This is a genomic window from Chryseobacterium jejuense, from assembly GCF_900100075.1.
Classification (GTDB): domain Bacteria; phylum Bacteroidota; class Bacteroidia; order Flavobacteriales; family Weeksellaceae; genus Chryseobacterium; species Chryseobacterium jejuense.
In genome coordinates this window covers 36,901-49,822 of the sequence record NZ_FNEG01000004.1, presented here as the reverse complement: position 1 = coordinate 49,822, position 12,922 = coordinate 36,901, and the positions used below count along the sequence as shown (strand labels likewise).

Below are 12,922 nucleotides of genomic sequence, written 5' to 3'. Positions count from 1 at the left end.
TTATCTTTTTCTATATGTATCTGGAATAAAAACCTGATCGGAAACTTTCAGGTCAAACAACTTTATTTTTTAGGAGCTCAATACGGTTTTCCAATTCAGAAAAAGGAGCATAACCCTGTTCAATAATGGTATATTTTCCATCTTTTTCAACCAGCATCGTTGGAAAAGATTGGGCGTATTGCGCTGCTTCATTAAAGTTTTGTAGGGTAGCCTGTTTTATTTCTTCAGAATGGAAAGCTGCTAAGAATTGTTGTGGATCAATACCTAAATTATCACAAATCTCAAGGTAAGTAGTATCCAAATTGAGATCTTTTCCCCAATAATATCTTGCTTTTTGAACGGAAATCATGAAAGGAACAGTTTGCTCAGGAGCAATTGTTTTCACTGAAACCATTGCTCTGGATGGAATTTCACTGTCCAATACAATTTCTTGTTTCAGTAACTCAAAATAGCCTTCACCAAATGTTATTCCTGTACGTTCTGCTACAGCATCATCATGCTTAAGGAAGAAACTAACCATTTGTGGTGATTGTTTTCGAACATTGGAGCCAGTCCACATTCCACCGGAAAAGATTTCAAAATCTAAGTCGTTTTTGTACTGGTTGTATAGTTTTACCATGTTATCAGAATTCCCGTAGCACCATCCGCAAAGAGGATCCATGATATATATAATTTTCATTTTTTTGTTTTTAGAAGTTGATATAACTAAGCTTACATGATGTATATTATTATACCGCAATGTTCGCAAAGCTTTTTTAGGTTCTTATGTTTTTAAGATCGCAAAGGCGTTTCACTCAGCGATGGAACAGTCAATGTCTTTGCTAAATGAAATGCCTTTGCGAACGATCTTTTCAAGCTTGATTAAAAATACCTTGCGATCTCAGCGTTAAAAATCTTAAGATTTTACTTCATTGCATCCACTACTGTTTTGCTGTCTACGAATTGTTCAAATTTCACAATTTTACCGTCTTTCAGGTGCCAGATATGGGCAACGCGGGCAGAGAATGGCTTCATGGTTATTTTATAGGTTCCGGTATATGTTCCAAAAGCAACTACTTTATCACCATCGGCAACATAGTTTTCCGGTGTGAATTTATAATCAATCCATTCGCTTCCCAAACGGCTGAAAACGTTTTTGGTAATTTCTTCCAGGCCAACATAAGTTCCTGCATAAGGAAACCCTTTAGCTTCAGTCCATTGAATATCCTCTGCCACATGGCTTGCTAATGCTTTCCCGTTTTCCTCAGATGTTTTTCCTTCGTATGTACTTTTTACAATTTCTAAATTGGTCATTGTTGCATTATTTTTTATTGAACAGCCTGATAACAGAAGTAAAGCCATCAGACTGTAAATGATTGATTTCATGCGGTTCCGATTACCACTTCATTTCTCCGGTATTCACCTTAGCTCCAAGCTGAAGGGCTGTCTCAAAAGTCAGATTTGGATATTTAGTCTTAATAGCCTTAACCAAAGCCTCTGATGTTGTATTTGTTTTTAAAGCTTCTTCGTAAAACTGAATATAGTCTTTAGTATGTTTCACAGAGGTTAAATCTGCAGCATCAGTTGATTTTCCATGAGCAGGAATCACAATGGAAGGGTGCAGTGATTCAATTTTATCCAATACTTTAATCCATTGAGCGCGGGATTCATCTGTTTGTGCATCAGCCATCCAAAGGTTGAATGTATTTCCAAATACGTTGATACCACCTACCACAGCTTTTGCGGAAGGTATATATACAAATGTTCTTGCAGGGAACTCCTCTAAACCTACCACTTCCAATTTTTCACCTTCCAATTCAATGCTATTTCCTTTCAATACCTGTGGCAATACAACATTGCTGGTTACTGCTGATCCTAATTGACCACCCCAAACATCAAGTTTCTTCTGTGCTGTTCTGGCGATTTCTTCCACCACTTTAGGCGTTGCATAAGCGGTAACTCCCGGAAAATGTTTTTTGAAAACTTCCAGTCCGAAATAAAAATCCGGGTCATTATGGGAGACATAGATCGCTTTTAAATTTTTCCCGGAATCTTTAATTTTCTGAGCTACGGTTTCTGCATCTGCTAAAGTAAACTGTGCATCTACCAAAACGGCATCCGTTTGTCCGGAAACAATAACAGAAGCGACCCCGAAACTGTTTTCTGAAGCGTTATAAACATCTAATGTAAATTTTCCTGCTTCTAATGTTTTGAAATTTTGTGCTTGTGACATATTAAATAATGTTATGAATGTTAATACTGTTGTTTTTATTAATGATTTCATTGTTCTGTTCATTTTATGGATACAAAATTACGGCCGTTGATTCTGGTCCACATTGAACAAGTTCAATAAATATCTTTCTGTTTGATAGGACAAAATTCTCAATACTTATCGGCTTAAGTATTGAACAAGTTCAATAAATGAAAATGAAGGAATTTGAGATGTGGAGTAGGGTAATAGGTTAGAAGCCTGGAGAAAGAGGCTGGAAGATCCTATTAATATTGAGTTGTCTTTGAAAAAACATGAAAAACAGAAGTATTATTACTTTCCTTTAGTCGTTTTTCTCCTGATTTTACTTAAAAACTCATGACTGATCCCAAGATAAGCTGCCACCTGCAAATTCGTAAGTCTTTGATTAAGGGATGGATATTTTTCAATGAAATCAAGATAACGCTGATCTGCCGTTTTGCTGAGATTATCAATCATTCTGCGCTGCAAAGCACTGTGAGTCTTTTGGGTCATAATTCGGAAAAGCTTCTCTACGAAAGGAAAGTTTTCATACGCAAAATCTTTATCCTTTTTAGAAATGATGAGTACCTCACTATCTTCAATGGCTTCAATGAAAAGCTGTGAAGGGCTTTGATTGCCAAAACTGTCAATATCGGTAAGCCACCAGTCTTCCATTCCAAAATAGAGAATCTGTTCTGTTCCTTTCGCATCTATATGATATACCTTGAAAAGCCCTTTGATAACGAAAGCTTCAAACCTGCATACTTCACCTTCTCTTAGTAAAAACTCCTTTTTTTTGATGGTTTTTGAAGTGAATAAATTACAGAACTCCGTAATATCCGTTTGGGAACTTGAAATATGACGGGAAATATTGAAATGAAGGGCTTCGATCATTAGGAATGTGTTTGGTGAACAGAATGATACAAAAATATTAAAATAAAATTGATAGAGATCTGTTCTATAGTATGTTTTCTAATCAGATCCTTGCTTCAGGAGTACATTATAATATCTGCAAATCATCAAACTTATCCTCGCCAAACTTATCCTGAAACTTCTTCAAATAGAAAGTTTTACGCATTTTAAAATCATTTTTAAGCAGGGGAGAATCTATTTTAATGATGATACATTTCTTTTCAATATTTACGCTTCTGATTTCATTGAAAAGGCTCTGATCAAGATAATCCTCAAGAAAATCTTTAATATCAAAAGCCACAAGCTTGTCTTCAAAACCATAAATTCTTGCAAATGACTTTACAAGTTCAGAGGATTGGTATTCGCGTTTTTTCTTTTTCATAGTCGGGTTGCGTGGTTCGAGATGCGTGTTAAGTGGTTCGGGATTTGCGTTTATGGGGTGGAAGATACGATATAGAGTAGTTTTATAAGAAATGTTTTAATCTTCTATTGTTTATTTTCATTCCAGTTTTCTTTTACCCATTTTTTATATACATTGATTTTTCCACCTAGTATATTGTATTCATTTCTTAAGGTTTCAAATTCATTAGAAATATCCGGATATAGGATGATGAGCTTTTCGAGATGATTAATTGTTTCGTCATTACTGGCGTGGCAGTATACGAGAAAGCGAATGTAATCATTTTTATAGATTGATCTGCCATACCCTTCAACAATATTAGTAATTATTGAATCAGAAGATCTTCTCAATTGACTTCCTAGTTCAAATAATTCGTATTTGGGAAGAAGAAAGGATGCTTTATGCGTTTTTAAAAACAACTCAAAAGCTATTTTGTAAATATCTAAATTTCTGTAACTCATATCATTTGTGTGTTTATGAAAGGGAAGATAAGAAAAAATCAAATATTCGTAAATTATATTCCAAATCTATAATTTCTATACACCATAATTCCATTTCATATCTTGCAAGAAATACTATTTACATTAGTGCTCCGTAACTCGCATCCCGAAACCCGCATCCCGTTAGATATCAAAAATGACACTTTCCTCATTAATTTTCTTTACCACACTTTCAGTCCTTTCTCTATGGGTATCTGTAATAAAAATCTGTCCGAAACTTTCACGGTTAACCAACTCAATCAATTGGGCCACCCTCGTATCATCAAGCTTATCAAAAATATCATCCAATAAAAGAATAGGAGTCTTTTTTGTCAATTCTTTAACCAAACTCATCTGAGCAAGCTTCAACGAGATCAGGAAAGATTTCTGCTGTCCCTGAGAACCTATTTTTTTGATCAGAATATGATCCATTTCAAAAAGAAGATCATCCTTATGAATTCCTTTTGATGTATAAGTTAGCATACGGTCTTTTTCAATACTTTCTTTTAAAAGGGCTGCAAAAGTATTTTCCAACAGGTGAGATTCATAGATGACGGAAACCGTTTCTTTTCCACCCGAAATAATTTGATAGAAGTTTTGAACAATAGGATTTAACTGCTCTACAAATACCTTTCTTTTATTGAAAATTTTGGTTCCGAATCTGGTAATCGGATCATCATAAATCTCCAGAGAATCTTTATCCCACGTTCTGTTTTTAGCAAAATATTTCAGTAAAGCATTTCTCTGTTGAATGGTTTTCTGGTATTGAATCAGATCAAAAAGATATTCAGAATCCGTTTGAGAAATCATAGCATCCAGAAACTTCCTTCTGCTTTCACCAGAATCAGAAATAAGGTTTGAATCGTAAGGCGAAATCATTACACTGGGAAGATATCCGATATGATCTGCAAGCCTGTCATAGCTTTTATCATTCTTTTTAATCACCTTTTTGGCTTCTTTAGGCTGGGTGATTCTGATATTATCTTCACCATCTTCATTCTGAATCTCCGCATCAATCGTGAAGAAATCTTCCTCAGTTTTGATATTGTTCAGATCTGTATTTCCCAAAAAGCTTTTACCTACTGATAAATAGTGCAATGCATCCAGGATATTGGTTTTACCTGCACCATTATTACCCACAAAACAGTTGATCTGCGGGGAAAATTCAAACTTTTTCTCAGAATGGTTTTTGAAATTATATAGGGAAAGCTTCTTGATAATCATTCGTCAAAAATACTCCATTATTAGTAAAAATAAAAAAGGAAGTGCCGAACAAGTTTCTACTCCGAATGAAAAATATGAGTCATCTCTTTTGTTTTCAGAGAAATAAATAAAAATATAAGTGATAATACTGGACAGAAAAAATGCGAGAGCGTATAGAGGTTTAAGATAAAAAACTCCAATAAGGCTGCTAATGAAAACCAAACCGTACGCAATATATTTTGTATTCTGAATCCCAATCATCATAGGGAAGGTCTTTACTGTATCACTATTCATATCCCGGATATCAAACGGAAGCACCAATGCGGTAATATAAAAGAAACTGATAAGGAAAATAGGAGGGCTGAACTCAGGAAGTGTAAGCCAGCAGTTCACCAATGCCCATACCAATCCTACATAAAATACTTTCAGTAAAGGGATTTTCCGGATATAAACATCCAGAAAAAAGCTATTATAGAGCAATCCCAAAACAACAATAATAAACCATTTCAGTAATCTTACTTCATTATGATTATGAATGATTAAAAATGCACAGGCAATCCCGGCAATGGCATTCAGAACCAGTATTCTGAAAAAATATTTAGTGTATTGGTACTTCGTATAAATATAACCACTGAAATACGTGATGAAAATAAGCAGAATAGTAGGGAAACGGAATGTGTTTTGCTCTTTCATGAAAAATACTGCAAAAAGAGTTCCCATTAAGGAGACATAAATTTGGCTGTCTATGACGGTTTTTTTCAGTATTTTTATAATGTTCATTTATCAAAATTAATATATATGAAAAGATTTTCCAAGATATTTATGCTTTCGTTGCTATCATTGGGCTTTTCACCGGTTATCGCACAGAAATATTATGACGACCAGTGGAAAAAAATAGCAGAAAACAGTCAGAAAGGAGCTTATAAATCTAATCTACCCATTATTTTAGACCTGGAAAACCAAGCTATGAAAGAAAATAACACCATTCAGTTAATCCGTTCTCTGAAAGCAGAGTTCAGTATTGTAAACCAGACTGTGGATGACGATCAAAATGATGCCGCTTCAAAATTCTTTAAAAAACTTCAGGAGGCAGAAGGTAAGCTGAAAGGAGAAGAGAAATTGGTATATAAAGTCCTGTTGAATGGCTTTTTCCAGGATTATTTTAATCAAAATTACTGGAAGATCAATGGAAGAACCAATATCAATACGCAGAATCTTGCACAGATTGAGACCTGGACAAAACTTGATTTCAAAAATTATTTAACGAAAAGCTATCAGGACCTGGATCTTCAGAAACAGGACCTGAAGAAAGTTTCTTTGGAAAAATATAAAGATTTGTTTTCGGACACAAAAGATATTGCTTATTTCCCAAGTCTGTATGATTGGTCCTCTCTTAAAAAAATCGCTTTTTTATCTGAGAATAATATTTTCACAAAAAATGAACTCACAGAGAACAGAAAACTGATCAATACCATTTTTGATGAATTGATTGCCCAGAATAATGGAAATCCTAAGCTGTATTTCATGAAGGAAAAGCTGGTGGATAACTGTAACTTTAATCAATGCAAAGATAAGCTTGAGCAACTTCAGAAGTTAGTTAAATCTGATGTGCAGGGAGATTATAAAGTAATCATCATGGAAGCTATTATGGATGAGCTGGTGGTGAAGAATAAAGCAAAAGAGGCTATTGCTGTTGCGGCTCAGGCCAAAAGTGAATATCCGAAATCTCTTTTCCTTGAAAATATCAAAAACAAGGAAAACCAGATTACCAATCCGGTGTTGAACATTAAATATGAAAAGCAGACCCAGAATAATCTGCCTATTCATTTAATGGCTGAATCTAAGAATGTTTCAGAATTTTCGATCAATATTTATGAGGTAAAAGAAGACTTTTTATCACTGATACAATATATGCAGAATTCCTATGCTGATAACTATTACAGTAAAGTAAAAAAGAATCTGGTGAGAAAAGAAACCTACCAGATTTCAGATCCGAAAGATTATCAGCTTCATAAAACGTCATTGGAAATTAAACCGCTTCCATCAGGAGTATATGTTGCAGAATATTCAGTAGTAGGGGCAGATGCAAAGGAGAACAATCCGGAAAAGAATTTCTATTTTCTGGTTTCCGGAAACAAGATTATTTATCAGTCCAGATCTTCCAGGAATTCATTTGCGGATGATCTGAAGTTGGTTAACAGTGAAAACGGTAAACCTGTAGCCAATCAAAACCTTAGTTTTTATGAATTTGTCAACAACAATTCAATCAATAAAATTGAAGGAAAAACCAATGAAAAAGGAGTTTTTAAATTTCCTTCTACGGCCAATAAAGAGTACTACAGAACATATTTGATTCAACAGCCTAAAACCAATGATTTCCAAATCATGCAGGTCTATGGAAATAATGGACGTGAAGACTATAACCCTAACAAAGAAGCACGTTCCAAAGCACAAATCTTTACAGATAGAGCGATCTACAGACCTGGGCAGATGGTCTATTTCAAAGTAGTGAATACCCGTTTAAATAATGAGACGGAAGCTGTAACTTCAGGATTGAAGCAGAAAATCACCCTGATGGATGCTAATAATCAGGAAGTTTCTTCTCAAAGTTTTACCACCAATGAATTCGGATCTTATCATGGCAGTTTTATGTTGCCAAAAGGAAAACTGAACGGTACGTTTTTCCTGAATACGGACGGAGATGGCCAGGGATACAAAGACATTAGAGTAGAAGAATACAAAAGACCAAAGTTTGAAGTTACTTTTGAACCCATAAAAGATGAATACAAATATGGTCAGACCATAGAACTGAAAGGAAAAGCCATGATGTTCTCAGGAGTAGCTTTAAGCAATACAACGGTAAATTACGAGATTAAAAAGCAAAATATCCGTTGGAGATATTTCTGGTGGTACCCAAGAGGAAACGATAATGAAAATTCAATTTTAGGAGAAGCTAAAACCAATGAAAAAGGAGAGTTTGTCATTCGTTTAGATCTTAAGAAAGATGAGAAATTAGAAGGAATTCAGATTGATAACTATCAGATCAACGCTTCCGTTACTGATATCAATGGGGAAACTCAATCAGCGAATACAGATCTGAAGGTAGCCTCAGTTTCTCATTACATCAAAGCTGATGAAATCAAAAATATCTTCAGTGATGAGAGTGCAAAATTAAAGGTAGAAACCAAAAATTATAACGAACAGGCTCTTAAAAAAGCATATCAGGTTAAGCTTTCAAAACTGGCTGCTCCGGATAGAATTTTCAGAGATAATTTCAAAACTGAAGTTCAGAATCTGCCTCAGTATTCAAAAACAGAATTTATCAATAAATTCCCACACGATTTGTTTGATAAAAATGATGAAATAAAAAATTGGAAAACTGAAAAAGTAGTTGTAGAAAGACAACAGCAATCATCTTCCGATACTCAGACTTCTGATTTGGATTTAGGAAAACTGGAAGCAGGAGACTATCAGTTGGAGCTATTCAATATTGAAGGAAAAGACACCATCAAAGCGGCTCAATATTTCAGTGTTTGGGATAAAAACTCTTTGAAACCAACTCAGAAAACCTTCTTAACAGTAATTGCACCAAAGAATGAAACAGCAAGAGGCGAAAAAGCAAAAGTATTGGTGTACTCAGCAATTCCTGATGCTTTGGTGAATGTCTTTGTTCAGGATGGATCTGGAAAAACCATTACAGAAACGCATCAGCTGAAAAAAGGAATTCTTGAATACACGGCTGATATTCCAAAAGATAAAAGCATTTCAGAACTGAATCTTCAGTTCCAATTAGTGGCATTTAACGATGTACAAACAGAAACAGTTGCTCTGAAGATCAAGGATACCGAGAAGCCTTTAAAAATTGAGACGGTTACTTTCAGAGATAAGTTAGAGCCTAATTCAAAAGAAAAATGGACGGTAAAAGTTACCGGAAATGATAAAGAGAAGTTGAATGCAGAGGTGTTGGCCAATATGTATGACATGTCTTTAGACCAGTTTGCTGTGAATACTTATGGCTGGGATAAATTATACACCCCATTCAATATCATTACTTCTTATGATGTGAGAGAATATCTGTTGCAGAAAAGCTATCAGAAACGATTGAAATATTTCAATGGAAATTATGTGGCAGTTCCTAACTTTAATTGGTTTGATGGTAGTTTATTTTATAGTCTGGGAGGAAACGGAGGAATATCTCCTAAATTACGTCGTAAAGGTGCACCAGGTGCAATGCCGGCAGCTCCTATTGCTAGAAATTCAGCAATGGCTGAAGAAGTAGTAATGACAGGATATGGACAAAAAGAATCGGCTATAGCTGGTAAAGTGGCAGGTATTCAGGTTGCAGATGCCGCAGTAGCAGATCAATCTGAATCAAAAGAAGCATTAGAAAAAGTTCCGGTACGTCAGAATTTAAATGAAACTGCTTTCTTCTATCCGGATCTGAAAACCGATGCAGAAGGAAATGTTAACTTTGAATTCACTTCTCCGGAAGCATTAACAAAATGGAAATTAATGTTCCTTGCTCATACAAAAGACGCAAGAGCTGCTACATTAGAAAAAGAAGTGGTGACCCAAAAAGAATTCTCAGTGACTCCAAACTATCCGAGATTCTTAAGAGAAGGTGATGAACTGAATTTACAGTCAAAACTTTCCAACCTTACCAATAAAAAAATGAATGGTTCTGCTGAATTACAGATTTTAGATGCCTTCACCAATGAAAACATCTCTTCAAAATTCGGAATCACTTCAGGAACACAGAATTTTGATTTAAATGAAAACGGAAATGGTGCGTTAACCTGGAAATTAAAAGTTCCAAACAATGTATCCTCTATCATTTTAAAAGTAGTAGCTAAGGCAGGAGCTTATTCTGACGGAGAACAACAGGCAGTAGCAGTATTACCAAACAGAATGTTGGTGACTGATGCAGTACCTGTTTTTGTGAAAGAAGGAGAAACAAAGACTTTTGTATTAGATAATCTTAAAAACAATACTTCTACAACAGCATCAAATGTTTCTAATACACTGGAATTAACCACCAACCCGATCTGGGAAATTATGTTTGCCCTTCCAAGTCTGAAAAATGACCAGAACAATTCAGCAGATGTTATTTTCAACAAATGGTTTGCAGATGTATTGGCTTCAGAGGTATTCAAAGCGAATCCTAAAATGAAAACGGTATTTGATGAGTATCAGGGCAAAGGATTATTGAATTCAAACCTTGAAAAAAATCAGGAACTGAAACAGTTGCTATTGGATGAAACTCCATGGGTGCTGGAAAGTAAAAATGAAGCTGAACAGATGCAAAAACTGGCTCTTCTGTTTGATGTGAACACGATGAGAAATTCAATCAACCAGAATTGGGATGATTTCAGCAAACTTCAAAATCCTGATGGGGGATTCTCATGGTATGCTGGATATCCAAGTTCTTATGGGACTTCATTATACATTCTTAAAAACCTTGGAAAGATTAATCTATGGTTAAAAGATAATGCAAAAGAGTATCAGAGTGCAGGGCAGAATGCTTTAGTAGCAAAACTGATCCAATATGTAGATAACGAAATCAGTAAATATGCAGATACGAAGAAAGAAAATGTCTGGAGCAACTGGGTTCTTGATTATTTGGATACCAGAAACTACTGGGAAAAACAATATCCTTTAAAAGGAAAAGGAGCTGCCCTGAAAACGTTGGTAAAACAAAAAGCAAAAACGGCGAAAATTACCGACTTTACCTTCTTCGGACTTCACCGTGCCGCTTTATTGATGAATGATTATGGAGTGAAAGACGTATCTGATAAATTGATGACTTACCTTAAAGAAACTTCAACAGATACTAAAACACAAGGAGTATATTGGAAGCAAAACCTGAATGATTGGGGCTGGTTCAGCTCTAAAGTAGTGAATCATGCTGGGGCATTGGAAGCTTTCAACAGATTAAAAGCAAATGACACGAACTTTATAGAAGATGCGAAGATCTGGCTGGTAACCCAGAAAGAAGTAAACTCATGGGGAAGCTCAAGAGGAACAGCTGAAGTGATCTTTACGATTTTAAATTCAGGGAAATCATGGACAGGTGTTGAAAGTGATAAAGCAACAATCGTTTGGGGCGGAAAAGAAATCGTTCCTCAAACCCAGGCAACAGGATATGTGAAATCAACAGTGAAAACAGATACCATAGATAAAAACCTTGGAACCGTTACGGTAACCAAACCGGGACCTGGGATTGTTCAGGGAGGATTATTCTGGCAGTATTATGAAGATCTGGATAAAATTAAATCATCTGAAAATTATATTTCCGTAACCAAAGAACTTTACAAAAAAGTGAAGACCGTAAACGGAGAAGAACTTCAGAAGATTTCACCGGAGACGCCACTGAAAGTAGGAGATAAAGTAACAGTAAGAATGATTCTGAATACTGACAGAGCAATGGAATTCATTCATATTAAAGATATGCGTGCAGCAGGATTTGAACCTCTTGATGCGTTGTCAGGATACCAGTGGAAAAATAATTTAGGATATTATCAATCTACTAAAGATGCGTCCACAAATTTCTATATTCAATATATGCCAAAAGGTAAATATGTGTTTGAATATGATGTAGTTGCTAATGCGTCCGGAAAGTTCTCAAACGGCATTACTACAATGCAAAATTACTATGCTCCTCAGATGAATTCGCACACAAAAGGAACCGGAATTCAGATTTTGGAATGATTTTTGGCTATTAACAAATACGTAAAATTTAAAACCAAATAAAATGAAATTTTCAAAAACTTTAATTACTGGATTGGTATTGATGGCTGGGGTAAGTGCTTTCGCTCAAAAGAAAGCTGAAAAGTTTGAAAAACTACAGATTGAAATGTTCCCAAAAGCTAAAGAAGGATACAAGCAAGTATATATCCAGCTTCCTGTAGCAAAAAATGAAAACGATTTAAAAGTGGAAGTTTTTGTAGGAACTGAAAAAATGTTAGACTGTAACAATTACTCTTTAATGGGAGAAATGAAAAGTCAGGATCTTCAGGGATGGGGATATAACTATTATGAAGTAGAATCAAAAGGAGAGACTGCAGGAACATTAATGGCTTGTCTGGATAAAAAAATGACTAAAAAGTTTGTTACCCTTAAGCCGGAAATCGTAAGATACAACAGTAAACTGCCATTGGTATTCTATGTACCAAAAGACATCGAAGTTCGTTACAGAGTTTTAAGACCTGATAACGGGATGAAAAAAGCAGTTCAGAAGTAAAATTTGCAAGCTTATTATAAACAGAAAACTCCTCACAGCAATGTGGGGAGTTTTCGCTTTTATATGTTTTTATGACATTATTTTAATGCAATAGATCGCAAGGTTTTTTGAAGATATTCATCCTTTTTTATCATGTAATGCTTACAAAGGTGTTTCACTCAGCAATGAAACAGTAAATATCTTAGCTAAATGAAATGCCTTAGCGAACGAAACTATTTTCAAGTTTGATTCATCTTTTGCGAACCTAGCGTTAAAAGAATCAGAATTTCATTATCTCAAAGTCAACTTAATCTTCTATGCTATTTATTTGAATTTCTAATCAGGAGATCTTAAATGCCTTTGTATTCTACGAAAAAGGGTTTAAAAGAAGAAGGGTAAAAGTGGAGTTAAAAATTTTTTCAAAGATTTTTAGTTTTTAATTAACTTTTAAACGGTTTTGATAAGACATTATTGTAAAGACTTTTATACTTAAACACATT

General features: G+C 34.9%; 10 protein-coding genes. 2 read left to right on the top strand and 8 right to left on the bottom strand.

The annotated features are described in order from the left end of the window. Window positions 1–52 precede the first annotated feature (52 nt). The 8 genes from BLS98_RS12620 to BLS98_RS12585 all read right to left on the bottom strand — a co-directional run bounded on the left by BLS98_RS12620 (window position 53) and on the right by BLS98_RS12585 (window position 5,983). Window positions 53–679 carry a DsbA family protein gene (locus BLS98_RS12620; RefSeq protein ID WP_228425204.1) on the bottom strand — a complete coding sequence of 209 codons (627 nt, stop codon included), beginning with the start codon at window positions 677–679 and terminating at the stop codon, window positions 53–55. 224 nt (window positions 680–903) lie between these two features. After that, on the bottom strand, window positions 904–1,365 hold the full coding sequence (locus BLS98_RS12615) for a nuclear transport factor 2 family protein (protein ID WP_228425202.1): 462 nt from the start codon (window positions 1,363–1,365) through the stop codon (window positions 904–906). Between the two features lie 10 nt (window positions 1,366–1,375). Beyond that, entirely contained in the window at window positions 1,376–2,212 is an 837-nt protein-coding gene (locus tag BLS98_RS12610) for an MBL fold metallo-hydrolase (protein ID WP_228436022.1), read from the bottom strand. A 309-nt stretch (window positions 2,213–2,521) separates the two neighbouring features. After that, window positions 2,522–3,103, bottom strand: a complete 582-nt coding sequence (locus BLS98_RS12605) for a Crp/Fnr family transcriptional regulator (RefSeq protein WP_089736875.1) — start codon at window positions 3,101–3,103, stop codon at window positions 2,522–2,524. A gap of 106 nt (window positions 3,104–3,209) precedes the next feature. Then, entirely contained in the window at window positions 3,210–3,503 is a 294-nt protein-coding gene (locus BLS98_RS12600; protein ID WP_045498317.1) for a hypothetical protein, read from the bottom strand. A gap of 104 nt (window positions 3,504–3,607) precedes the next feature. Then, window positions 3,608–3,982, bottom strand: coding sequence for a four helix bundle protein (locus tag BLS98_RS12595; RefSeq protein ID WP_089736874.1), 375 nt, complete (start codon window positions 3,980–3,982; stop codon window positions 3,608–3,610). Window positions 3,983–4,144: 162 nt separating this feature from the next. Beyond that, a complete protein-coding gene (recF, locus tag BLS98_RS12590) occupies window positions 4,145–5,224 on the bottom strand; it encodes a DNA replication/repair protein RecF (protein WP_089736873.1) in 1,080 nt (359 codons plus the stop codon). 3 nt (window positions 5,225–5,227) lie between these two features. Further along, the gene (locus BLS98_RS12585; RefSeq protein ID WP_089736872.1) at window positions 5,228–5,983 is read right to left on the bottom strand and encodes a UbiA prenyltransferase family protein; all 756 of its coding nucleotides are present in this window, start codon (window positions 5,981–5,983) and stop codon (window positions 5,228–5,230) included. 18 nt (window positions 5,984–6,001) lie between these two features. Between BLS98_RS12585 and BLS98_RS12580 the strand changes: the two genes are divergently transcribed. Both BLS98_RS12580 and eco read left to right on the top strand, forming a co-directional pair. Further along, a complete protein-coding gene (locus tag BLS98_RS12580) occupies window positions 6,002–11,911 on the top strand; it encodes an alpha-2-macroglobulin family protein (RefSeq protein WP_089736871.1) in 5,910 nt (1,969 codons plus the stop codon). A gap of 43 nt (window positions 11,912–11,954) precedes the next feature. Continuing rightward, window positions 11,955–12,443 carry a serine protease inhibitor ecotin gene (eco, locus tag BLS98_RS12575; protein WP_089736870.1) on the top strand — a complete coding sequence of 163 codons (489 nt, stop codon included), beginning with the start codon at window positions 11,955–11,957 and terminating at the stop codon, window positions 12,441–12,443. The last annotated feature ends 479 nt before the right edge of the window (window positions 12,444–12,922 follow it).